Source organism: Streptomyces sp. NPDC050504 (assembly GCF_044458065.1).
Classification (GTDB): Bacteria; Actinomycetota; Actinomycetes; order Streptomycetales; family Streptomycetaceae; genus Streptomyces.
The window spans coordinates 21,532-43,468 of record NZ_JBITHO010000014.1; the positions used below are offsets into that span (position 1 = coordinate 21,532).

General features: G+C 69.7%; 19 protein-coding genes and 3 pseudogenes. 10 read left to right on the plus strand and 12 right to left on the minus strand.

The features are described 5' to 3' along the window. Positions 1–171 precede the first annotated feature (171 nt). Complete coding sequence (locus ACIBNE_RS37515) at positions 172–318, minus strand: hypothetical protein (protein ID WP_399279885.1); 147 nt, start codon at positions 316–318, stop codon at positions 172–174. A 28-nt stretch (positions 319–346) separates the two neighbouring features. Here ACIBNE_RS37515 and ACIBNE_RS37520 point away from each other — a divergent pair, with 28 nt between their 5' ends. After that, positions 347–628 carry a hypothetical protein gene (locus ACIBNE_RS37520; protein WP_399279887.1) on the plus strand — a complete coding sequence of 94 codons (282 nt, stop codon included), beginning with the start codon at positions 347–349 and terminating at the stop codon, positions 626–628. A gap of 303 nt (positions 629–931) precedes the next feature. Here ACIBNE_RS37520 and ACIBNE_RS37525 read toward each other — a convergent pair whose 3' ends face one another. Further along, positions 932–1,717, minus strand: a complete 786-nt coding sequence (locus ACIBNE_RS37525) for a hypothetical protein (RefSeq protein WP_399279889.1) — start codon at positions 1,715–1,717, stop codon at positions 932–934. 1,324 nt (positions 1,718–3,041) lie between these two features. Continuing rightward, positions 3,042–3,851: a hypothetical protein gene (locus tag ACIBNE_RS37530; protein ID WP_399279891.1), complete on the minus strand. Its 810-nt coding sequence runs from the start codon at positions 3,849–3,851 to the stop codon at positions 3,042–3,044. Between the two features lie 33 nt (positions 3,852–3,884). Between ACIBNE_RS37530 and ACIBNE_RS37535 the strand changes: the two are divergent. After that, positions 3,885–5,569 (plus strand): annotated as a pseudogene (locus ACIBNE_RS37535) (ISAzo13 family transposase). 73 nt (positions 5,570–5,642) lie between these two features. Here the strand turns inward: ACIBNE_RS37535 and ACIBNE_RS37540 are convergent. Together ACIBNE_RS37540 and ACIBNE_RS37545 are read right to left on the minus strand one after the other, a co-directional pair. Then, entirely contained in the window at positions 5,643–6,413 is a 771-nt protein-coding gene (locus tag ACIBNE_RS37540) for a transposase (RefSeq protein WP_399279893.1), read from the minus strand. A gap of 121 nt (positions 6,414–6,534) precedes the next feature. After that, positions 6,535–7,407, minus strand: a complete 873-nt coding sequence (locus ACIBNE_RS37545) for an alpha/beta fold hydrolase (protein WP_399279895.1) — start codon at positions 7,405–7,407, stop codon at positions 6,535–6,537. Positions 7,408–7,531: 124 nt separating this feature from the next. Here ACIBNE_RS37545 and ACIBNE_RS37550 point away from each other — a divergent pair, with 124 nt between their 5' ends. After that, positions 7,532–7,951: a MarR family transcriptional regulator gene (locus ACIBNE_RS37550; protein ID WP_399280136.1), complete on the plus strand. Its 420-nt coding sequence runs from the start codon at positions 7,532–7,534 to the stop codon at positions 7,949–7,951. A 69-nt stretch (positions 7,952–8,020) separates the two neighbouring features. Next, positions 8,021–8,863: pseudogene (locus ACIBNE_RS37555) on the plus strand (IS5 family transposase). Between the two features lie 27 nt (positions 8,864–8,890). Here ACIBNE_RS37555 and ACIBNE_RS37560 read toward each other — a convergent pair. The 3 genes from ACIBNE_RS37560 to ACIBNE_RS37570 all read right to left on the minus strand — a co-directional run bounded on the left by ACIBNE_RS37560 (position 8,891) and on the right by ACIBNE_RS37570 (position 10,722). Then, complete coding sequence (locus ACIBNE_RS37560) at positions 8,891–9,142, minus strand: hypothetical protein (RefSeq protein ID WP_399279897.1); 252 nt, start codon at positions 9,140–9,142, stop codon at positions 8,891–8,893. Between the two features lie 148 nt (positions 9,143–9,290). Beyond that, positions 9,291–9,953, minus strand: coding sequence for a hypothetical protein (locus ACIBNE_RS37565; RefSeq protein ID WP_399279899.1), 663 nt, complete (start codon positions 9,951–9,953; stop codon positions 9,291–9,293). Continuing rightward, the gene (locus ACIBNE_RS37570; protein ID WP_399279901.1) at positions 9,946–10,722 is read right to left on the minus strand and encodes a TetR/AcrR family transcriptional regulator; all 777 of its coding nucleotides are present in this window, start codon (positions 10,720–10,722) and stop codon (positions 9,946–9,948) included. The genes ACIBNE_RS37565 and ACIBNE_RS37570 overlap by 8 nt, the downstream gene beginning before the upstream one ends. Positions 10,723–11,053: 331 nt before the next feature. Between ACIBNE_RS37570 and ACIBNE_RS37575 the strand changes: the two genes are divergently transcribed. After that, positions 11,054–11,323: a hypothetical protein gene (locus tag ACIBNE_RS37575; protein WP_399279903.1), complete on the plus strand. Its 270-nt coding sequence runs from the start codon at positions 11,054–11,056 to the stop codon at positions 11,321–11,323. Between the two features lie 958 nt (positions 11,324–12,281). Here ACIBNE_RS37575 and ACIBNE_RS37580 read toward each other — a convergent pair. Continuing rightward, positions 12,282–13,091: a SigB/SigF/SigG family RNA polymerase sigma factor gene (locus ACIBNE_RS37580; RefSeq protein ID WP_399280138.1), complete on the minus strand. Its 810-nt coding sequence runs from the start codon at positions 13,089–13,091 to the stop codon at positions 12,282–12,284. A 483-nt stretch (positions 13,092–13,574) separates the two neighbouring features. Between ACIBNE_RS37580 and ACIBNE_RS37585 the strand changes: the two are divergent. Then, positions 13,575–13,975: pseudogene (locus ACIBNE_RS37585) on the plus strand (Tn3 family transposase); the annotation flags it as partial. Positions 13,976–13,992: 17 nt separating this feature from the next. Here ACIBNE_RS37585 and ACIBNE_RS37590 read toward each other — a convergent pair. Together ACIBNE_RS37590 and ACIBNE_RS37595 are read right to left on the minus strand one after the other, a co-directional pair. Beyond that, positions 13,993–14,805, minus strand: a complete 813-nt coding sequence (locus ACIBNE_RS37590) for a S1 family serine peptidase (RefSeq protein WP_399279905.1) — start codon at positions 14,803–14,805, stop codon at positions 13,993–13,995. 157 nt (positions 14,806–14,962) lie between these two features. Further along, a complete protein-coding gene (locus ACIBNE_RS37595) occupies positions 14,963–15,139 on the minus strand; it encodes a hypothetical protein (protein WP_399279907.1) in 177 nt (58 codons plus the stop codon). Between the two features lie 304 nt (positions 15,140–15,443). On the opposite strand from ACIBNE_RS37595, the gene ACIBNE_RS37600 reads away from it, so the two are divergent. After that, positions 15,444–16,274 carry a lysostaphin resistance A-like protein gene (locus ACIBNE_RS37600; protein WP_399279909.1) on the plus strand — a complete coding sequence of 277 codons (831 nt, stop codon included), beginning with the start codon at positions 15,444–15,446 and terminating at the stop codon, positions 16,272–16,274. Between the two features lie 627 nt (positions 16,275–16,901). Next, positions 16,902–18,560 carry an FAD-dependent oxidoreductase gene (locus ACIBNE_RS37605; protein WP_399279911.1) on the plus strand — a complete coding sequence of 553 codons (1,659 nt, stop codon included), beginning with the start codon at positions 16,902–16,904 and terminating at the stop codon, positions 18,558–18,560. Between the two features lie 33 nt (positions 18,561–18,593). Here ACIBNE_RS37605 and ACIBNE_RS37610 read toward each other — a convergent pair whose 3' ends face one another. Beyond that, positions 18,594–19,703: a polyprenyl synthetase family protein gene (locus ACIBNE_RS37610; RefSeq protein WP_399279913.1), complete on the minus strand. Its 1,110-nt coding sequence runs from the start codon at positions 19,701–19,703 to the stop codon at positions 18,594–18,596. A 393-nt stretch (positions 19,704–20,096) separates the two neighbouring features. Between ACIBNE_RS37610 and ACIBNE_RS37615 the strand changes: the two genes are divergently transcribed. Next, positions 20,097–20,891 (plus strand): DUF5995 family protein, encoded by a 795-nt coding sequence (locus ACIBNE_RS37615; RefSeq protein WP_399279915.1) that lies wholly within the window; start codon positions 20,097–20,099, stop codon positions 20,889–20,891. A gap of 565 nt (positions 20,892–21,456) precedes the next feature. Continuing rightward, the gene (locus tag ACIBNE_RS37620) at positions 21,457–21,720 is read left to right on the plus strand and encodes a tetratricopeptide repeat protein (RefSeq protein WP_399280140.1); all 264 of its coding nucleotides are present in this window, start codon (positions 21,457–21,459) and stop codon (positions 21,718–21,720) included. Positions 21,721–21,937 lie beyond the last annotated feature (217 nt).

Below are 21,937 nucleotides of genomic sequence, written 5' to 3' on the forward strand. Positions count from 1 at the left end.
AAGATGGGTATGCGAGTCGGAATAGTATTCCGCTTCGTGCGGGACTCTTGCGTTCCCGCCGCCACTCCTGCCCTCCCGATTCCTTTTCGGGCCGCTGGCGCCGACGACGGTGTGGCCGTCGCCGTCCGGCACGGAGAACTCCCACTGCCAGGCGTTGCACGGCAGGGAGGTCTACTGCCCCTGCCCGCAGGCGGTGATCTGCGCGTCGCCCAGCCAGCGTTGCAGCCGCTCCTCGTTCTCCAGTTCCCTGTCCCAGGTGCGGATCCCCGCACTGCCGACGGGAGTTGACGTGCCGCCGAGTCCGGGTGGCCGGCGCAAGGTGTGGCCCCGGCACGTTGTCCTCGACGTGGCGCGCAAGCGCGGCGTCCTGCCGTCGGCCGGAGTCGCCGCGGACCTGGTCGGCGCCGAGGAAGCCGCGCGGATCCTGGGATACGCCGATGCATCCGCGTTCAACAACGCGGTGGCCGACGAGGTCCTGGCCGAGCACAAGGAGCCGGACCGGTTTGAGCACCGCCAGGGCAGCGGCGGCCGTCCCCTGCAGCGGCGGCGGTGGCTGCGCACACGCGTGGAAGCACTGGCGGCGCGCCGCTCCGCGCATGAACTCCCGGCGGGCCAGAGACCGCACTGACGGCCGGTACGGAGAGGCCAGCCACCTCTCCCCCGTGCAGCCCGCGGCTGCACGGGCCGGCCGTACCACCTTTCCTCCTGTGCGCCAACTGCCGCTCCAGGGCAACGGCCTTGGACCCGCCCCGGTACGACCCCGATGTAACTCCGGAAGCGCCGTAGGTTCCCTCTCCGGGCGAGCTCCGCTTGAAGACGGACCCGAGAGATGCCAGTGCTGAAATCCGCGCCTGGGCTGCCTCGGCGGCGGCAAGGCTGTGCCCCTGCCTCCCAGGGCGCGGGGGCGGCGGGGCACGGGGTGTTGTTCAGGTCAGCCGGTGGTGCGGGTCAGCAGGGTGGTGTTGGCGTCCGCGTCGTCACCCAGGTTCAGCGAGTGGCGCGGCAGTTGTTCCAGTGCTGCGGCGACGGTGCCGCATCTGGTGGTGTTGCTGGCGGGGGGCAGGAGGCCGAAGACGTCGGGGTAGCGGTCTTCTGTGGCCTGGTGGAAGAAGTCGTTGTCGCCGAGGAGCATGCCGTCGCCGGTGACGGCCGGGCGTGCATCGGGGGTGATCGTGGGGAACAGGAGCTGGGCGGCGCGGCCTTCGGTGGCCAGGGTCAGGCCGAGCCAGTCGGGGAGCTGGTCGGGGAAGAACTGGGGCTTGAGTTCCTTCCCGCTGCCGGGCTTGCGGACCGGGGTGCGGGAGCCGGTGAGGAGGGCGTGGGTGACGTGGGGGTGCTGGGTGGGGTGGAGCTGTTCGCCGTCCTTTACGCGCTGGGCGACGGTGTCGTAGAGGTCGAGGGCGTGAAGGAGGCCGAAGCCGATGGCGGCGGCGGAGGGCCAGGGCAGAATCCGTACGCCGTCGCCGTCGGTGCGGGCGAATACGCGGTCATTGGCCAGGATCCGCCAGCCGGCGCGGGCCAGGAGCAGGGCACAGGTGGTCTTGCCCGCGCCTTTCGGGCCGAAGGCCAGCACGGTGTTTCCGGCGGGGTCGGTGACGGCGGAGGCGTGCAGGATGCTCCAGCCGTCGGCGAGGAGCTGTCCGCGGAGCATTTCGCGGGCGAGGCGGGCGGCGGCGACGGCGAGGGCGGTTTCGTCGCAGCCGGTGATGCGGAGCACGCCGCGCCGGGGGAGTGTACTGGTAGCCAAGGCCCTGGGCGGGCTGGGCGGCCAGGACGGTGCCGGAGGGTGCGGTGCGGCAGAGGAGGGGGGCGCTCGCGTAGGTGGTGGTCTCGTGCCGGTAGTCCTGGACGTCCTTGGTCAGGGCGAGGGTGGCGGGCACGTCCACGGCGGCGTCGACCCGGGGTGCGCCGTGGAAGGCCGGGGCAGCGGAGTCGAGGGGGGTGGCGTGCCACCACGGGCCGAAGTAGCGCTGCGTCCAGTCGGCGACCTCACGGTGGGGGGAGGTGACGGTCACTTGGTGGGCGGCGGTGCGGATCCGCACCGCGTAGGGGTGGGTCACAGGGACAGCTCCTTTTGGGTGGGGGCGAGAGGCACCAGGCTCTTCCTGGCCATTGAGTTCCGTCAGGGCGATCCGGCCGGGAAGGTTCTGGTAGTCGCTGAAGTAGAAGAACTTCGGCTCGCGGTCGCGCAGAATGCGTACGGCCCGATGCCAGGCACTTGCCTCCTCACCTAGGCGCTGGCGTGCCGCCCTGGTGAAGAGGTCGACGTCCGCCGCGGTGTACTCAGATTCCTCAGTGGGGGCCAGACCGGCAGCTTCCTCAAGGGCGGCTGCCAGGCTTCGCGTTCCGAGGACGCTGCGCAGTGCGGGGGACACCTCTTCGTCGGCGTACAGGTTCTCCAGGGCCGCAGCTTCGTCGATCTGAAGGCTGACCGTGTCGTTTCCCTCGTAGGACCTGGATCGTGAGTACGAGCGGCCCGTGATCACACCGGGGCCGAGTGCGTCGGTGACAGCTTTCAGGTCTTCATCGTCAAGAGCGAACGTGCAAGTGATCGGCTTGGCGTTCTTAATCTCCCTCGAGCGGGTGTCCGGCACCTTCCTCCATCGCGGATAGTCCTGCCCCAGGGCAAAGGAGTCCTTCGGATACACGGGATGGAAGCGATAGATCGCCGACAGCAGCGCTGTCTTCCCGCTCTCGTTCTTGCCGACCAGCGCCGTGACGTCCGGCGCGATATCGACGTCACCGCTGTCAACGATGTTACGAAAGAGGCGACTTCGTACCTGAGTGAGCTACATCCGACCATTCTGCCCTGGGCCACTGACAATCCGGGCCGGATTTCTCGTAGCGGACTCAGCCTCTCCCCTGCGGTACGAGGGGCAGATGAGCCGGTGGGCCAGCCGACCGCGGGGGTGAGCAGCACACTCGACAACTGGTGAGCAGCAGCGACAGACCCTACGGGCAAGCGGCCCCTATAGGTCAGCCGCTGCCTGCATCAGCTCGTGGCCTCTCTCACCGCCCAGCCAGGGGCAGCTGCACCTCCCTCAGTCGTCCGCGTGGCGCGCAAGCATGTGGCTGAGAGCCAGACTGTGGGCAGCATCGGGACTGCGGACGTAGGAGCACACCAGGCAGACACCCGAGCCGTAGCCGACACCGAAGTCGTCGACGCCGGATACGGCGAGGGTTTCCCGTCCGCAGACCGGGCAATCCGTCACGTCCATGCCGTCGCTCAGCTCATCGGGGTGCGTAGGCCGGTGGTCGGCTGCCAACGCGATGCGTCGGTCGGCCTCCACCTCACCGATCAGCTCCAGGTAGTCCTGAGCGCGCAGCCGCTCGTATCGGTCCTGAATCTGGTGTTTGACCCAGTCGGAATCTCGACGTTCCTCGCTGACCTGGCCCAGACAGGAGTGGTAGTCGAGGTCGAGCAAGGCCGTAACGTACCGCTTCTCGATCTCGCCCACGCCACGCGCATGTCGAACGCGTTGGGTCTGCTCCAGGGCCTCGCTCAGAGCCGCTACATCTACCGCGATCTTCGACTCGTGATCTACGTCGGGGACGAATCGTATGCCCTTCTGATCTGCATCACAACGTTCTGTGATGACCTTCAGCAGCTGCGACGCCGCTTTCAGTCGATGATCGCCGTTCCTGCGTTTCTCGCTCTCCTCCCCCTGCCAGTTGTGAGCGACGATGGCCGCCAGCCCGTTCGTCAACGCCTGATCGAAAATCGCAGCCGCACCAGGAACCTGGAAGTCGACGTCCAGAACCGCGGCGCACCGACCGTACTCTTCTGCTCGCTTCTCCTGCATCACATCATCTTCACCCACGGGCACTAAGGGCTTGCAGAGATTCAACATGTTGCTTCCCGGTCTCGGGCTCGTTCACGTGGTATGGGCGTACCTGACGAGACTCGCGATCAACTCGCCATCAAATTCGGGGTGTTGTTCCCGCATCTGGATGAGCGGCAGCGGCGGCTGACGATGGGGGCGGAGGCCCGGATCCTGGGCCATGGCGGTATCCGGGCGGTCGCGCGGGCGGCCCAGGTCAGCGAGACGACGGTCCGCAAGGGCGTGTTCGAGTTAGAGGCTGGCGAGGCGCCGTTGGGGCGGGTACGCAGGTCCGGTGGTGGTCGGAAGAAGGCTGCGGACCTTGATCCGGGTCTGCGGCCCGCGCTGCTGGCACTGGTGGAACCTGACGAGCGGGGCGATCCGATGTCGCCATTGCGCTGGACTGTGAAGTCGACCAGGAACCTCGCAACCGCCCTCACCCGTCGGGGGCACAAGGTGAGCGCGGACACGGTCGGAGACCTGCTGCGTGAAGAGGGCTTCAGCCTGCAGGCCGGCGCCAAGACGCTCGAGGGTAAGCAGCATCCGGACCGTGATACCCAGTTCCGTTACATCAACGAGCAGGCTCGAGGGCACATGGTCGGCGGGCAACCGGTGATCAGCGTGGACACGAAGAAGAAGGAACTCATCGGCGACTACAAGAACGCCGGGTGTCAGTGGCGGCCCGAGGGCGAGCCGGTGCTGGTCAAGACGCACGACTTCCTGGACCGGCAGGGGCCGGGCAAGGCAATCCCGTACGGGATTTACGACGTCGCCGCGAACACCGGCTGGGTTAGCGTCGGCACCGACCACGACACCGCCGAGTTCGCCGTTGCCTCCATCCGACGCTGGTGGCAGGCCCGCGGCAGACACGACTACCCGCAGGCCACCCGTCTGCTCATCACCACAGACGCAGGCGGCTCCAACGGCTACCGCACCCGCGCTTGGAAGACCGAACTCGCAGCCCTGGCCGCCGAAACAGGCTTGGACATCACGGTCTGCCACATGCCGCCGGGCACCTCGAAGTGGAACAAGATCGAGCACCGGCTGTTCTCCCACATCTCCATGAACTGGCGAGGCCGCCCGCTGACCAGCCACGACGTCATCGTGAACAGCATCGCGGCGACCACCACCCTCACCGGGCTCAAAGTCCACGCCGAACTCGACCCCGGCACCTACGACACGGGAGTCAAGGTCACCGACAGCGATATCGACGCCCTGCCCATGCACCGGCACCGCTTCCACGGCGACTGGAACTACACCCTCCATCCACGACCTCACGACACCGCCCGCGCAGCCAAGAACCCGCGGCTGGCCGACGGCCCGCCCCCGCAGCCCTGCATCCGGCGCCTGCGAGACCCGGAGCTGACCGGCATGCCCGAAGTAGCGCTGGACGAACTCGTCCACCAACTCGCCCGGAAACTTGATGAATTACGAGAGCAAGGACGCCTTCAGCAGCGAGGAGGCGAACGCATCCGCGCTCGCGGTGCCGGGGCGAAGGACAAGCTGGCCACCGCGGACAGAGTCCTGGCCACCGTGCTCTACCTGCGCAAAATGGCACCCGGGACCTACTCGCCCAGCTCCTCGGCGTCAACGGCAGCACCCTCACCAGAGCCGTTCACCAAGTCAAGCCCCTCCTGGCCGAGCACGGCTGCGCCATTCCACCCTCCACAGCCCGCTTCCGCACACCAGCTGACATCGCCGCGTTCCTCGCGAACAGTGACCCCGCGGAGACCAAACCCGCATGTTGAATCTCTGCAAGCCCTAAAGGGTGTTGCAGAAGGTCGGGCTTCGGTAGGCCGAAGCGGCGTCTGATCTGCTGTTTCACCGGGTCATGGCGAGGTTGTGCATGGCGGTGACTGCCTGGACGGCATGGTGGAGTCCGTCGCCTCGCTGTCGGCAGTCGCGCAGTATCTTCCAGTTCTTCATCCGGGCGAAGGTGTGCTCGACACGGGCTCGCACCCTTCGGTGTTCGGCGTTGTCCTCCTCCTGCCCGCGCAGGAGGGGGCGACCGGCTCTCTTGCGGTGCGGGACTATCAGGCCGGTGCCGAGGTAGGCGCCGTCCGCGATGACCGTCGTGCCCGACGTCAGGGCGGGCAGGTGCGACTCCCGCCAGACGTGCGCGTCGGCCCTGTTGCCCGGCGCCGGCCGGGCCGCCGCGATGGCCAGGCGGGTGTCCGCGTCGATAATGACCTGCACGTTTGCCGAGAACCGGTAGTTGCGGGACGAGGCGCCGACCTTACGGTCGGGGACCGGAACGAGGGTGCCGTCCACGATCCACAGCCGTTCGGTGTCCGCCGTCGGCCGCAAAGTTCGCTCGAGCGCCAGCAGCGGACGGAGCCGCTGGATGACCCGGCAGACCGTGGCAGGCGAGACACTGAACAGCGGCGCGAGCTGCCGCATCGTGAGGTTGGTGCGGTAGTACACAGCTACCAGCAGCACCCGGTCCGGCAGCGGCAGACAACACGGCCGGCCACGACCAGGCCCGTTCCCGCCCCGCTCCTTCACGACCTTCACCAGCTTCGCGAACCGATCCATCCGTAGGCCCGTGAACGCCTCCACCCACACCGGCTCAACCTGCAACACCCCACCCATACAGGGAAAATGCCCAAAACAGATCCTTCTGCAGCACCCTTTAGACCGTGTATCGGAAGTGCTATTAGTGGAGCTAGCGAGGGTTGACTTTCAGGGTGTGGTGCCCGGGGCGGGCTGAGGCTCAGTCAGCGGACCGTTCCAGGAAGCCGGCGAGGCTGCGGTTTGCCTCGGGCGGGATGGTGTGTGGGAGCGCGTGATGGGATACATCCGGCAGCACGGTCGTTGCGACGCGTGGCAGCAGCGCCTCGGCGTGGGCGGCCGCCTTGGAGGGGTCATGGGTCCTGCTGCTTCCGGCGAGGAGCAACAGGACCGGCAGGTCCAGGCCGCGCAGGGCGTCCGGTGTCGGGCGCGGTCCGGTTACGGGTCGGAGAGAGGGGAAGCCGGCGGCCGCCTCTTGGAGGGCGAGCCAGTCGGGATCGAGGGCGGAGCCTTTGGTCTCCCACTCCAGGAAGGCGCGGATCCGGCGGGGTGTGTTCCGCAGCAGCATGGGCAGTGCGTGCAGCAGGTAGGCGGGGCTGAACCCTGCGAAGCACTGGGTCGGGTCCAGAAGGGCCAGGCGGCGTATCCGGTCGGGCGCGCGCATGGCGTGATGCAGCGCGATCCAGGCGCCGTACGAGTGTCCGCCCAGGTCGGTCTCGGCCACTCCGAGGCCGTCGAGGAGCGCGTCCAGCCAGGCCGACAGGTCGGCGACCGTACGGGGGTGGCGGTCGCCGTCGGGAGTGCTGCGTCCGGGGGCGCCGATCAAGTCGACGGCGAACACCCGGTGGGTGCGGGACAGTTCGGCGGCCTGCGCGTACCAGGACGCGGAGGTTGCACCCCCTCCGCCGGGCAGGAGGACGAGCGAGGGCCTGTCGGCCGGGCCGCATATGTTGACGTGTGTCGCGCCGAAGGGCGTGGGAACGGTCGCCGTCTCGCGAGCGGCAGGCCACTTGGTCATGACCTTGTCGTAGGCCATGAGGAAGTTGTCGGCGTCGTACGTATCGCGAGCGTTCATGAACGGCGACTCCTCTATTATCTCGCTCAGCAAGATACTTGTTGGGCGAGATGATACGTGAAGGTGGTCCGTGCCCGATCAGGAGGGTGAGGAACTCGTCGAACGAGCCGAGCCAGGGCCCGAGATGGAGATCGTCCACCTGCTGCGCGCGGTGGCCGTCGACCTGGGCAGGCACAGCACCCGGTTCGCACAGCGCAACGGCATGCACCCCACCGACGTGCGTGCGCTGATCGCCCTGATGGACGCCGCCCGCGCCGGCGAGGAGACCACCGCAGGGCACCTAGGCACCGCTCTCGGGCTCAACTCGGCAGGAACCACAGCACTGGTCGACCGCCTGGAACGGGCCGGGCATGTGCGGCGGGTGCGCGATGCGAGGGACCGCCGCAAGGTCACCATCGAAGTGGACGAGCGGGCGGTCGCCCTCGGCTGGTCCCACTTCGGACCGCTCATCGATCGGGCGGTGGACCTGCTGCGGGGATACGACGAGCGGGAACTGGCCGCGGTCAGGGGCTTTCTGGCTGGGATGCGGAAGGCAACGATCTAGGAGCTGTTCGAGGTTTGGATCTTGGAGTGACTCAGTTTCGGGCCGGTGTCTCTGGTAGAACTCGAGGGCGTGGCGCGTTTTGACGTGACGGATGCCGAGTGGGCCTTGATCGAACCGCATGTGCCGGTGGCTGCCACCGGGCCGCTGCCGCGGCGGGTCCGGGACCAGTTCAACGGGGTGCTGTGGCGGTTTCGTACCGGCAGCGGCTGGCGGGACGCACCCGAGTGCAACGGAGCCTGGAGCGCCGCGTACGCCCGCTTCCGGAACTGGGTGGCCTGCGGGTTCTTCCAGGTCCTGATGGACGAGTTGATCGCGGAGGCCGCCTCGCGCGGCGAGGCCGGGCTGGAATTGGTCAGCGTGGACTCCACGATCGTCCGGGCTGGCGGTCGCCGGGGAGACTCTGGATGCGCTTGAGCAGGCCCTGACCGAGGAATAGGGGGTTCCGCTGACGCGGCAGAAGACCGTGCTGAAGGTGACGGGGCAGCGGGACTACAGGACACGTCCGACCCCGACCGGCCTTCCGCTGGCGTTCGTGCTGACTCCTGGCCAGGCCGCGGACTGCCGTCATTTCCAGACAGTGCTCGACAAGGTCCGGGTGCGGTGACTGCTGACAAGGCCTACTCCTCAAAGGCCAACCGCGTCTATCTGCGCAGACGCGGGATCACCGCGGTCATCCCGGAGAAGACGGACCGGGCCGCAAACCGGAAGCGCAAGGGCTCCGCCGGCGGCCGGCCCGTCACCTTCGACACCGACCTCTACAAGCGGCGCAACCACGTTGAACGGTGCTTCCAGAAGATCAAGACCTGGCGCGGCCTGGCCACCAGGTACGACAAGAGCCCGGAAAGCTACACGGCAGGCCTACACCTCTGCGGATCGATCATGTGGCTGAAGTCCCTGACTACAGCCACATGATCCGAACCTTGAACAGCTCCTAGGGCCTTATGCGTGGCTCAGCTTCCGCGACTCCGCCGACTGCCGTGTCGTCATCCCCAGATCCGCGGCGATCCCGCTCAGGGACGCGCCGCGCGCCTGCGCCGCCTCGATCAGGGCGAGTTCCCAGACGTCGACATCCTCACGGACCCGGGCGAGCTGCGTCAGCGCGGCTCGGACGTCCTCCAGCGGCACCTCACCCCCGACACCACCGACGCCGGCTTCGCGCACCGCCGACAGCACCGCGCGCACCGAGTCCACAGCCTGTACGTAGTCGTGGACGGCATACCGCTCCGTCAAGGGATGGGAAACAGCAGTGCGTCGAGGCCACCGCGGCGCCCCCGGAGGCTGCGATGCCGCAACTGCCTCGATCACACCGACTCGCCTGCCAGCCCTCGCGCCCTAGCCGTCAGGCGAGTCGCGTGAACTGCCGGGAGGGGCGCCTCATGACCACGATGCCGACGGCCAGCGCCCAGTAGACGACCAGCGCCGCGGTCATGGCGGTATTGCCCCAGCCGACGGCGCTGTAGAAGTCGGCCGCATCCGTCCCGAAGAACAGCGATGGTACGAAGATGAGGTTGACCACCGAGACGGCGTAGGCCAAGCGCCCGGTCCAGCGCGGCAGTACTCCGCTGCGCAGGATCGCGTATCCGGCGGCCATCAGCAAGACCGCCGTCAGGAGCCGGGCCACCGACCCGTGCAGGAGCATGTTCGCGTGGGCCAGCGTGCCGTCGACGGTTGGGTCCATGGTCCCGTCGGGATGCTCCAGGACGGTCCCCGCCTCGATCGACGCAGCGACCAGGGTGACGGTGACATAGGCCAGCCCAGAGCCGAACACCAGGCTCGCCAGCCACTCGAACCCGGCGCCCGCGCCCCGGATCAGATGGCGCAGGCCCGTCAGGAAGACCAGGAGCGCGCCGCAGGTCAGGATGTTCAACAGGATCCTGGCGAGCACGTTCGAGGCCGGCGGCGCCCCGGAGTACACGAAGTAGAGCGGGACGCCGATCGCAGCCAGTACCCCGGCGGTGATGCCGCACAGGCCCATCAGCTGTCGTATGCGGATGTCATCCATGACGTTCTTCCTTGTCCGGTGCGGAAGAGGAGTTGGAGTGGGCTCGGGCCTCGATGCCGTCGAGCAGGCGCTGCATACCGAGGTGGACGATCGGAGTGACATCACCGTCCTCCGCTTCGTCGAGCCCGTCCCCGCCTGCAAGCGAGCACAGGGTGGGGAATAGCTGCGGGTCCAGCCGCTCGGCCAGGACCTGGCCGTATGCGGCAGCGCCCTCGGGATCGAGTTCGGTAGCCACTCGCGCCAGGTCGCGTACAGCGCTGGAGATGAAGGTGGCGAGCGGAATGAGGTCTCCGCGGTCGAGACCGGCGCGGTGGAGCGGGCTCAGCAGTGCCTCGAACCACGCCAGTTCGTTCGGCCCGACCGGTGCGCTGAGCCTGGGCGTCTGCAGGATCCAGGGGTGGCGGAGGTAGAGGCCCCAGAGCGCGTCCGCCCATCCTTCGACCTCGGAGCGCCATGCTTTGGCCGCGGCTGGTGTGGGTGGGCGGCCAGTAGCGGCGTCGGTCATTGCGGCGAGGAGCTGGTTCTTGCTCGGGATGTGCCGGTAGAGCGCCATCGCGGTACAGCCCATCTCGGAGGCGATGCGTTGCATCGACAGTGCGTCCAGTCCCTCGACATCGGCGAGAGCAATGGCTGTCCCCACGATCCGCTTGGCGCTGAGCCGAGGGCGAGGTTCCTCGGCATGGTCGGTATTGACGCGCCACAGGAGGTCTGCGACAGCGCTCAGGTCATTCGTGCGGCTGGGACGGCTGGTGCGATCTGCGGGCAGCATGGGCCCCTCCCACTAGGTGTGTTTACACGATATACAATGTATATGCAATAAACAAGAATTCTCGCACCCAGCCTGATGCCTGACGCCCCGCCAGGGTGCTGCCGCAGTGAATGCCGGATTTAGTGCATTTGGCGGGTGCGGGCATCGCGAAGCCCTCCGCGTGGATCTACCGGATCTCGCTGACGACATGGGGATGGATACTCAACCGCAAGCCCGCGCCGACCGGGCCCGCCCGCCGGGGCGCGCAGCCACCGGTCTTCCCCACCGCCGTGATCGACGACCCGGCACCGCCCGAGACACTGGCCGAAGTGGCGGCAGCGCGGCGGACAAGATGGGCGCCGACACCGTCAACCGCGAACTGTCCATCGCGCGCAAGGCGATCGGCTGGTGGCAGCGCCAGGGCTGGATCGAATGCGATCCGACGATCGGCATCGAGCGGCGGCCGGCACCGCCGGACCGCACCAAGGCCCTGGCCGAGAACCAGATCACCGCGCTGTGGCACCTGGACGTAGGACGCCGGGAAAGAACGCAGTGGAAGATGCTCTACAAGTCCGCCGCACAGGCCGACGAAGTGCTGTGCCTGAACGTCGAAGACCTGTAACCGCAGGACAAGCGCGGGAAAATCACCGCCAAGGGCGGGGCGACGGAGTGGATTCACTGGCAGGCCGGCACCGCCCAGCTCGTGCCCACCACGAGGTAATCCTGGCCGACACCGCCCGAAGCCCTTGACAGGGGCAGACACCCGCTAACTACGCGGCATTGTGTGTCCCGCCGAACCGTGCGCGCGGCGCAAGCCGACGTGCGGCCCGGGGTCCTGCTGTACCGGCCGGGACAGCTCGCTGTCGTCAACCAGCTCCGGACCCGCGGAGTCCTCGGAGACCAGCCCGACACCCCGGCCGAAACGCGGCCACGGCTTCCCCGGCGGGCCCGGTAGAACCCTGTCAGGGCGACGTCGCCAACGGCGTCCAGGAGCACGGGCAGCACTCCGATCGCTGCCCCGGCCCTGTTGGTCAGCGCGGTGCCTCTCCTGTTCGTGCTGGGCCCCGAGGGTTCCGGCTCCCCCGGAACCTCTCGGCCGGGGCCCAGCACGCCGCGGGTGTCCAGAGGTGCGGGAAGCCTCTGCTTCGGGCAATACCCGCGGGCCCGTTCCCGCTCCGAGTTCCCCGGTCCGCCGCCTGGTAACCCGCGCGGCAGGTTCGCGGCGTGTTCCGTGCACACCGTCTATTGCGCAGGGCGCCCAGCGGTCTCTACAACATGACGGCACGAGAATGAGGACCGCTTCGGCGGGCCGCCCGCTCTCCCGGACCCCGAGAGCGGCAACGGCCCTGCCCGGCACCGGACTTCCCGCCCGGCGCCGTCGCATGCACTGAGCAGAAGGAGAGAGAGGGGGCGGGCTCAACGGGGGACTGAGCCCGCCCCGCGAAAGGGCGCGGCCGGACGGGGGGCCCGGACTCGCCCCTCACGACCAACCTACGGACCGTCCCCTCTCTCCGTCCAGGGTGCCGAACCGGCCACCGGGCAGGCGGCGGCCTCGCGGCTGCCAGGGGCCGCGTGGTGGTTCAGGCGGCGTGTCGGTCCTTCAGCGCCTGGTCCCGCACCCGGTCACAGATCTTGGTGAGGAGGCGGGAGACGTGCATCTGGGAAATACCGAACTCCTCGGCGATGCGGGCCTGGGTCATGCCCTCGAAGAACCGCATGTACAGGATGCGTTTGTCCCGCTCGGGCAGAGCGTGGAGGGCGGGTTTGACGGCTTCGCGGTCCACGGCCTGGTCGAAGGCGCCTTCGATGCGGCCGATGCGGTCCTGCATGCTGTAGCCGTCGTCCGCGCCCGTGGCGGGCCGGTCCAGCGACAGCGCGGAGAAACTCCCCATCGCCTCCTGGCCCTCCGCTACCTCGTCCTCGCTCAGCCCGGCCTGGAGCGCGAGCTGGGCCAGGGTCGGCTCGCGGACCTGGGTCTGTTCCAGCTCGATGCGGGCGCGGCGGACCCGGCCGCGCAGTTCCTGCACCCGGCGCGGGACATGGACGGCCCAGGCATGGTCGCGGAAGTGCCGCTTCAGCTCCCCGGTGATGGTGGGCACCGCGTAGGACTCGAAGGCGTTGCCCTGGGCGGGCTCGAACCGGTCCACCGCCTTCACCAAAGCGACAGCCGCGACCTGCCGCAAGTCGTCCATGCTCTCCCCGCGGTGACGGAACCGGGTCGCAATACGGTGCGCCATCGGCAGCCACGCCGTCGTCAGCTCCCCGCGCAGCGCCTGCCGTTCACGGCAGGCAGGCAGCGCCGCCAGGCGCCGGAAAGCGGCGGCGGTGTCGGGGGCATCATCGTGCGGATGACGGCTACGAGGTGATGCGCGGCGTGGACCCCTGGCCACGGGAGCGGCGGGGTGCTGCGGAGAGGCGGTGGTGCGGGTGGTCGCGGTCACGGGAAAATCCCTTTCGCGGGGGAAGACGGTCCCATACGGAAACCGCCGCACAGGTCCCCTCCACGCACCCGGGCACGGCACGCCCGGGGCAGCAGAGCTGCACCCTGTGGCGTGCCTCCGGTCCGAAGCACTCCCCCACGCCTGCCCCACCCCCGCGCCCGCAAACCGACGCCGCCGTCCCGCAGCGTCCTCCGAAGCCAGCCCGACACCCCGGCCGAGACGCGGCTACGGCTCCCCCGGCGGGCCCGGCGGCGGGCCCGGTAGAACCCGGTCAGGGTGATGCCAGCGGCCACAGCCAGGAGCACGCGGACCGCCCCGACCACCGCCCCGACCACGCAGGTCAGCACGCCGCTGACGACGCGGTGCCCAGTCTCGGGACGGCAGACCGCGCACAAATCACGTGCCCCGGCCTCAGTGGTCTCGTCGCGGTGTGTGTTCGACCGCGACGGCCGCCCGACCTCGCCGGGGCAGGCGTTCGCCGGGTACGGGCGGATCGCGAAGACCGAGCACCTGCTGCGCGTGGTCGACCCGGTGGACGACACCTACCGCCGCCAGATGAACCGGCAGCTCGGCGCGCTCGGCCTGGTCCTCGACGCCATCGTGCCTGTGGAGCACGAAGTACATCGACGCTGCCGTTGCCCGGCTTCGCGCCGAGGGGCATGAGATCCGGGACGAGGACATCGCCCGGCTCTCCCCGCTCAAGCACCGCAACCTTGAACCTGCTCGGCCGCTACAGCTTCACCTCCTCGGCCCCGGCCGCCGGGGCTCTGAGGCCGCTGCGCGACCCGGAGGCGGCCGGGCTCGACGAGGACGAGGACGGCGCTGAAACCTGACGGAGCCCAGTGAGGGGTCAGATGCCGGTCTTGGTGGTGATCCAGGGCCGGTAGGCGGCGGTGTTGGTGTAGACGGAGGGGTACTTTCCGCTGCAGGTCTTGACGCCCCAGCTGACGATGCCGATCACCCGGCCGTACTGGACGAGGGGGCCGCCGCTGTCGCCCGAGCAGGCGGACAGGCCGGCTTCTTTGTCGAGGGTGCAGAGGTGGTTGGTCAGGCTGAGGTTCTGGCCGGGCCAGCGCAGTCGGCACTCCGTCATGGGGATGAGGGTGAGGGTGGCCTGCTGGAGGGTGTTGGGGGTGGGGCCGTCTCCGGTGAGGTAGCCCCAGCCGGTCAGGGTCGCCGTGCCGGAGAAGGCTTCCGGCTGGGGCGGGAGGGCGATCGGCTGGACCTGTGGGGTGAAGGCGATCGGTGCGGCGAGTTTCAGGACGGCGATGTCGTTGGGGCTGCCGGCGGCGGCGCCGTTGTAGTTCTCGTGGCCCACGGTCTCCTGCACCGGGTAGGTGACGCCCTCGGGGGACAGGGTGTTCGAGCCGGTCATGACGCGGAGCTTGGAGGCCGGTGCCTTCAGGCAGTGTGCGGCGGTCAGTACCCACCGCTCGCCGATGATCGACCCGCCGCAGACGTGGTACCAGCCGCCGTAGTCCTGCTGCTGCAAGGATACCTGGTAGGGGTAGGCGCCGGCCGGGGCGTCGGTACCCCCGACGATCCGGGTGGGCGGCGGGAGGGGCTCGGCCGTGGCTGTGCATGTGCCGATACCGACCGCAGCCAGTACCGCTCCCACCGTCACCGCGATCACGCACCGCATCCGGTTCCCCGCCCGTGCCATCTTCGCTCCCTCTCCCTGTTTCGGCGTCCCCCTGGGGCGGGGGCACGACCACGGGGGAGCGTGCCGGTCACGGCCGGGGGCCGCCAAGAGGGAAACAGGCCCTTCTTGATCATCGGAATGTCCGGGCGGCCGGTGTCCGTCCAGCGCGGCGGCGGGGTCAGTGCACGGTCACCTCGATGGTGAAGATGTGCCGCACGCTGACGCCGTAGGTCAGGGCCGAGGTCGCGACGGGGCCCTGGCCAGGGGCGAGGGCAGCGGCCAGGGCGGTCACGGCGAGCGCGAGGACCGCGAGCGCCGCCGCCTTGCGGGCGACGGCCTGACGGAACAGGTTCATGAAGGGCACTCCCTCTCGGTCGTCCGGGCGCGCCGTGCCCCCGGGCGGCGTCCCGCCGGCCGGTGCGGCTGCGGCCGGGCGCCGGTGCGAAATTATCACCGGCTGTGCGATGCCCGTGACGGGGTGCGAGAGCGGCGAGGCGGCAGCCGGGCCGCAGCAGGACCTGCCCGGCTGCCCGCCCTGGGCACGTGAGGGCGTATAGGCGGGATAAGTGCTTGTGGGAAGATACGAGCGCCTTGCGATGGGGGGATCGTCCCGCTTCGCCTGGTGATGTCACAGCGCTGTACCGGATCGGAGTCGTCCCATGTCCACGCACCGACCTCTCTCCCGGCAGGGCAGAACGCTGACCTGGCCGTGGTTCCTGGCCGTGGTCGTCGTCTACCTCGTGGTCGTCCAGGGTGTCGGCCTGCTCATCGGCGTCGACACCTCCGGCGCGAAGAGCGAGTTCCCCACCACCGAGGCCATCGTCCGCAACGGCCTGATACCCATCGGCCTGTCCGTCGTCTTCGCTGCAGCGGTGGTGACCCGGCTCGGCTGGTGGGGCGACGTCCTGCACTACCGGGCGCCGGTACGGCGCTGGGTGCGGTTCGTGCCCGTCTCGATGCTGGCCGCCGCCCTCCTCGCGGTGAGCTACTCCAACCTCGCCGCCCAGCCAGCCGCCATGGTCGTGGCCCTGCTCGCCATGACGGCCTGCGTCGGCATCGGCGAGGAGCTGATGTTCCGCGGGATCGGCGTCCAGGTCTTCAAGAAGGCAGGGTTCAGCGAGGGCCGCGTCGCCCTGTGGTCCTCGGTCGTCTTCGGCGCGGTGCACCTCTCCAACGCTATCGGCACCGGCTCCCAGGCCGTCCTCCAGGCGATCGTGGTCTCCACCTCGGGCTACTTCTTCTACCTGTGCCTGCGCGCCGGGACCACTCTGCTGCTTCCCATGCTGGTCCACGGCCTGTGGGACTTCAGCCTCGTCTCCAACAGCGTCGGTACCGACCCCAAACTGTCCGCCGGGATGGTCCTGCCGATCATCCTGCAGGTCGCCCTCATCGTCGTCCTGCTCCTGCGACGCCGCTCCATCGAACCGGCCCCCACCGCCGGCGGCACCGCGAGCGGACAGCCCCAGCCCGAACCGGCTCCCGGCCACTGACCGGCCAAAGCCTGGCGCAAAGCAGGCGTTGCCCCGGGCCTCTCCGGCCGGTTTGATCAACAGTCCCGGGAGACACCCGCACTCCCACACCGCCGCCAGGAGGCCCGCCCATGTCCGCCGAAGTCCTCGCCATCATCAACTCGCTCAACCCCGTCGTCGTCCCGATCATCACCTGACCACCAGTCAACCCGGATGAAACAGTCAAACGACAGCCCCGCAACCCTCGGTCAAAGGCGGCGGGGCTGTCGGCGTTCCCGCCCACGCCCGGCCGCAACCCACCGCTGCGGCCCCAGAACCAGCACCGAGCCGTCCCTCCGGATTCAGCTATGCCCACCACCCTTTTCAGCAGCTGGAGTTCAGCGAGGTCTGGAGACGTAAAAGGCAACGAACAGGGCCCGGTCCCGGCCTCCTGAAGCCGGCGGGCGCGTGCTGAAATGATCTTCGAGGACGGCCGGAGCACATTACCTGGCCGTCATCCCTGATCTTGTGCGAGGGGTTCGGGCACACCGGTCCGGCACCGGGCACGTGGAGGGCAGAGGCGTGGGGACAGGCGGGAACAGGGCCAGGACAGGTGTTGTCGGGGCAGGGGTCCGAGGGCACAGCCGGGGCGGGTGCGTCGGACGGCGGGTGGTGGTCATCGGGGGCGGGCCGGCGGGGCTGACCGCGGCGATGGAGCTGGCCGAGCGGGGGTTCGCGGTGACCGTCATCGAGGCCCGGGCACTGGGCGGCAAGGCGCGCAGCATTCCTGTTCCCGGGACGGGTAAGCAGGGGCGTCGGGATCTGCCGGGTGAGCACGGGTTCCGGTTCTTCCCGGGGTTCTACCGGAACGTGACCGAGACGATGGCACGCATCCCCTCCGGCGACGGCTGGGTCGCCGACCGGCTGGTGGCTACCACGCAGGTACTGTACGCGCGGGACCGGCAGCGCGACGGGGTGGTCGTCGACATCTCCGGGGGACCTGCGGCGAGGAGCATCGAGGCCACGCTGCGCGCGGTGGGCCACCTGTTGGCCCGCACGCCCGGTCTCTCCGCTGAGGAGAGCGCACACTTCGCGAACCGGCTGCTGGTCTGGGCCACGAGCGGGGCCGCCCGCCGCGACAGCGAGTTCGAGAACACCTCGTGGTGGGACTTCACGGCGGGTGCGACCGCCTCCGAGGAGTACCGGCGGCTCTGCGTGATCGGTCCCACCCGCACGCTGGTCGCCGCGAAGGCCGAGGTGGCGAGCGTCGCCTCCATCGGCCGTACCCAGGTGGAGTTCTGGTCCGGGCTGCTCGGCGGAGCCGGCCACGCCGAGGCCGACCGGGTCCTCGACGCGCCGACCACGGAGGCGTGGATCGGGCCGTGGGCCGCACATCTCATATCGCTCGGGGTCCGCTTCCTCGTCGGTCACCGCGTCCAGGGCCTGCGGACGGCCCGTGGAGCGGTACGAGCCGCCGTAGTGCGCACTCCGTCCGGTGTTGTCCACGAGGTGGAGGCCGACTGGTTCGTCTGCGCGGTCCCCGCCGAGGCCGCCGTACGCACCCTCGGGCCGGAGGTGTGCGAGCTCGACGAGGCCCTGGCGGACATCGACCGCCTGGAAACGGACTGGATGACCGGCATCCAGTTCTTCCTGCGCGAGCCAACCCCGATCGTCCACGGCCACGTCATCCACGTGGACTCCCCCTGGGCGCTCACCTCCATCGCCCAGGCCCAGTTCTGGTCCGGCATCGACCTGCCGACCCGGTACGGCGACGGCACCGTCCACGACTGCCTGTCGGTCGACGTGTCGGCCTGGGACGTCCCAGGACCCCTGACCGGAAAACCCGCCCGGGCCTGCACCCGGCAGGAGGTGGTCAGCGAGGTGTGGCACCAACTGGCCGGCTCGCTGCGCCGCGACGGCCGTCAGCTGATATGCCCCGATCTGGTGCACTCCTGCTTCACCGATCCCGCCATCCGCTGGCCCACGGAACCCGGTGCTCTCGCCCACAACACCGAACCGCTGCTGATCAGCACGGCCGGCTCGCGCCGGTGGCGTCCCAAACCGGCCGGGAAGGTCCCCAACCTGTTCCAGGCCGGCGACCACGTGGACGTGGACCTCAACCTCGCCACCATGGAAGCTGCGGACCAGAGCGCCAAAGCCGCTGTGAACGCCCTCCTCGCGACCGCCGGCTCCACCGCACCGGCATGCGTGATACGTGGCTGGAAACCGCCCTCCGAACTCGCCCGTCTGCACCGCCTGGACGACGAGCTGTACGCGGCCGGTCTGCCCAACACCTTCGATCGACCCGCCCCCTGGGAACAGTCCTGAAGAGAGTGCACGACTCCCGGGCCCCGTCAGTGATCAGTACAGGCGGCCTGTGACGAACGCGGCCAGCGCCCTCAGGTCCTGCCCCGCCTCCTCGTCCAAAGGGCAGATCCCGGACAGGGCTTCGAGGGCCGCCCGTGCGTGGCGGCGCGCGGCCGCCTCCGCCACGGAGCGGGCGCCGGTGTGGTCGAGGAGTCTGCGTGCCTCGTCGGTCTCCGCCGCCGTCCAGGACTCGGTGTGGGCGTAGAGGCGAGCCAGTCTTCGGCGGGCATCGTCGGCGGCGCTGTCCGATGCGGTCGTCGGGGCCAGGGCGACGGCGACCGGGTAGGACTTCTTGCGGGCCGTCAGGTCCGAGCCGACGGACTTCCCCGTCACCAAGGGGTCTCCCCAAATACCGAGAACGTCGTCGGTGATCTGGAAAGCGACGCCGAGGTGCTCGCCGAAGACCGCCAACTCCCCGGCCGCGGCCGGGGCGGCCCCCAGCTCGCAGGCGCACGAGAACAGCGAGCCCGTCTTGTCGGCGTGCACGCGCAAGGTCGCGGCGACGCCGGGGTGCGCCTCCTGCTCCAGGGCGAGGTCGAGGGCCTGGCCCTGGACCAGCCGAACGAGCGCCGCGCCGAGCACGCCCGCCGCGCGTGCGGGGCCCCGCAACGCCTCCGGGCCCCGGGGCGAGGTCGTCGGTGCCGGGTCCGCGTCCGGGCCGGCTGCCGCGTCGAAGAGCAGGCCTACGGCGTGCGGGGTCAAGTGACGCACAGCGTTCTCGACTGCGTCCGCCCCGAACACCCGCCACGCCGCCGGACGCCCCCGCCGCAGCTCGTCCTCGTCCATCACATCGTCGTGGAGCAGAGAGAGCGTGTGCAGCATCTCGACGGCGGTGGCCCCGGCAGGCACCAGAGGATCGCTGCCGGGGCGGCCCGTAGCCCGGGCGGCCGCGAACACCAGCGCTGCACGCACCGCCTTGCCCCTCCCTGGTCCGTCGGCGGGCACGGGCCGACCCTCGGGGTCCCGCAGACCCCACTGGTAGGCCAAAACCCGGCCAGGGCCCTCCTCCACCTGCTCCAAGAGGGCGGAGACCACCGCGTCCGTACGATCACGCGCCTCGGACAGCAGACGGGCGACGGGGCGGGACGTTATGGCGGACGACATGTTCAACAGGGCTCCGGAACCGGTCGGCGGTGAGCGCGGAAGGGGTTCGGGCAACGCCCCGGGCCGAGCCTAACCCGCCCGGGTCCCGCTCGGATCCGACCGGCTGGACCGCCCGTACCCGCCCCCTCCGCGCACCCGGCGTGCCGCGGGGTCCGACAGGAGCACCACTCTGTCCTCCCCTGCCGCGCAAGGGCCGTGCGGCAGGGGGGTGGCTGCCGTAGCGGCTCACCTCGGCCGTGCGGCACAGCAAGGGCCCCGGCAGGCGGAGCCGGTGCGGCCCGGGCGCCATCCCACCCTGCCACGGACGGGGAGTCTCCCGGGTTCCGGTCCCCGCGGCGTCCGAACCCGCTAGCTTGTCAGCACGAAGACGATCACTGACGACCGGAGCACAGGGTGCGGATCACGACCGAGGACATCAACTGGCGGCCACGGACGGCCCCGGAGGCCCTCGCGGCACTCGAACTGCTCACCGAGCGGCTCCGCGAAGCCGACGACGACCGCGCCGTCTTCCTCGACGTCTACGTCGTCATCACCCGCCGGGTCGTCGAGATCCTGCACACCGAGGACCACGACGGCTTCCTCGAACCCGGGTGGCTCTCCGAGCTGACCGGCCTCTTCGCCGAAGAAGCCCTCATCGCCACCCGGAACTCACTGCACGGCACACCGGTGACCGCCACCTCCTGGCGGCTGGCCACCTGCTACGCCGCCCACGGACCCGCAGCGCCGTACCGCAGCGCGATCCTGGGCATCAACGCGCACATCAACCACGACCTCGGACTCGTCGTCCACGCCTACCTCCAAGCGAACCGCACGCACATCGACCAACACCTCCTGCGCCGCTACCGCCACGACTACTTCCGCGTCAACCGCATCCTGGAACAGTCGGTCCTCGAGTGCACGGACATGCTGGCCGAGCGCTACCGCTGCCGCACCACCACGGTCTTACGACGCCTACCCGCGGGCCGCCGCACGAGCGCCCGCCTGACGATGCTCGTCCTGGTGGCATGGCGCGACCGGATCTGGCGCGACATCCTCGCCCTGTGGAACGCCCCGGACACACCGACCCGCGCCCACATCATCCGCCGCATGGAACGGCGCGCCGGGCTCATCGCACGCCTGATCGTCACAGCCCCCTCCCTCCCCACTCCCTCGGGGGCACGACCGCCTTGTCCCCCACAGGCCGGATGACTCTTCGTCTGAGCCGACGTCTGGCACGGCCACAGACCGTCGGCCGGCACTGAACATCCCCGACGCGTCCACCAGGACCCACCCGCGTTCCACAAGACGCCGGGCCTTCGAACGCACCCCCCCCTCGACCTTCCCGGGCCTCGCCCCCGGGCCCACCTCCGCCGCGATCTCCTCGGCCATCATCGGTCCCCCGCCCGCGGACCGCCGCGCCTCCAACACGCCCACAATCCGCTGGTAGTCAAGCGCGGGCACGGTCACCGCCAACCCGTCCCGCCAGGGCGGCACCACCGACCCCGGCACCGGTGAGAACACGGTTTCCCGCTCCGCCCCGGTCACGGCAGTCGTCGCAGCGTCGGAAGCGGCCAGGGCCGCGCCCAGCTCTTCCCGGGCGATCACCCGCCGGTCCAGCTCGATCTCCGCAGACTCCAGCACCTCAGCCCGCCGCGCGGCTTCCTCCCGCAGGCCCTCCACCCGACCAGAACTTCCCTCCAAAGGAACCGCACCCCACTGGGAAAGCCAGGCATCACACGCGCAGCGCCAGCTGGGTGCCGAGCACCCCGACACCCTGAACACCCGCGCCAGCCTCGCCGCCAGTTGTCGGGATGCAGGGCTCACCGACGAAGCCATCGAGCTGGAGGAGCAGGTCTTGGCCGGCAACGAACGCATTCTCGGACCCCAGCACCCCGACACCCTGGCCGCCCGCGCCAATCTTGCCGCCAGTTACCACGACGCGGGGCGTGGGGATGAGGCTGTGCAGCTGCTTGCACGGGGGGCGAGGACTCCCGGCCGACTCTGGGCGAGGAGCACCCCCACACCAGAGACCGGGTGAAGAGGCTGCGGCGGTGGCGTGAGCAGGACACGTCCCCGCAGACCGGGCAGGGCTGACGGGGTGGGTGAAGCGCCGATGTGCTGCCGGGCGGCGCGCGATGAGCACCGAGCGCCTGGATGCGCTGGGCGACGTCGACCTCGGCTGGGGCCCGATGTGGGCCGCCGGATGGCAACGCTGCTTTCGGCCAGGCCGCGGCGACGGCGGCGCGTCAGGCTGC

Excerpts from the sequence above, each read along its gene's own strand:
- ACIBNE_RS37530 (WP_399279891.1), bottom strand. The coding sequence starts at position 3,851 with ATGTTGAATCTCTGCAAGCCCTTAGTGCCCGTGGGTGAAGATGATGTG.
- ACIBNE_RS37540 (WP_399279893.1), bottom strand. The coding sequence starts at position 6,413 with ATGGGTGGGGTGTTGCAGGTTGAGCCGGTGTGGGTGGAGGCGTTCACG.
- ACIBNE_RS37545 (WP_399279895.1), bottom strand. The coding sequence starts at position 7,407 with ATGAACGCTCGCGATACGTACGACGCCGACAACTTCCTCATGGCCTAC.
- ACIBNE_RS37550 (WP_399280136.1), top strand. The coding sequence starts at position 7,532 with ATGGAGATCGTCCACCTGCTGCGCGCGGTGGCCGTCGACCTGGGCAGG.
- ACIBNE_RS37565 (WP_399279899.1), bottom strand. The coding sequence starts at position 9,953 with ATGGATGACATCCGCATACGACAGCTGATGGGCCTGTGCGGCATCACC.
- ACIBNE_RS37570 (WP_399279901.1), bottom strand. The coding sequence starts at position 10,722 with ATGCTGCCCGCAGATCGCACCAGCCGTCCCAGCCGCACGAATGACCTG.
- ACIBNE_RS37575 (WP_399279903.1), top strand. The coding sequence starts at position 11,054 with ATGGGCGCCGACACCGTCAACCGCGAACTGTCCATCGCGCGCAAGGCG.
- ACIBNE_RS37590 (WP_399279905.1), bottom strand. The coding sequence starts at position 14,805 with ATGGCACGGGCGGGGAACCGGATGCGGTGCGTGATCGCGGTGACGGTG.
- ACIBNE_RS37595 (WP_399279907.1), bottom strand. The coding sequence starts at position 15,139 with ATGAACCTGTTCCGTCAGGCCGTCGCCCGCAAGGCGGCGGCGCTCGCG.
- ACIBNE_RS37600 (WP_399279909.1), top strand. The coding sequence starts at position 15,444 with ATGTCCACGCACCGACCTCTCTCCCGGCAGGGCAGAACGCTGACCTGG.
- ACIBNE_RS37610 (WP_399279913.1), bottom strand. The coding sequence starts at position 19,703 with ATGTCGTCCGCCATAACGTCCCGCCCCGTCGCCCGTCTGCTGTCCGAG.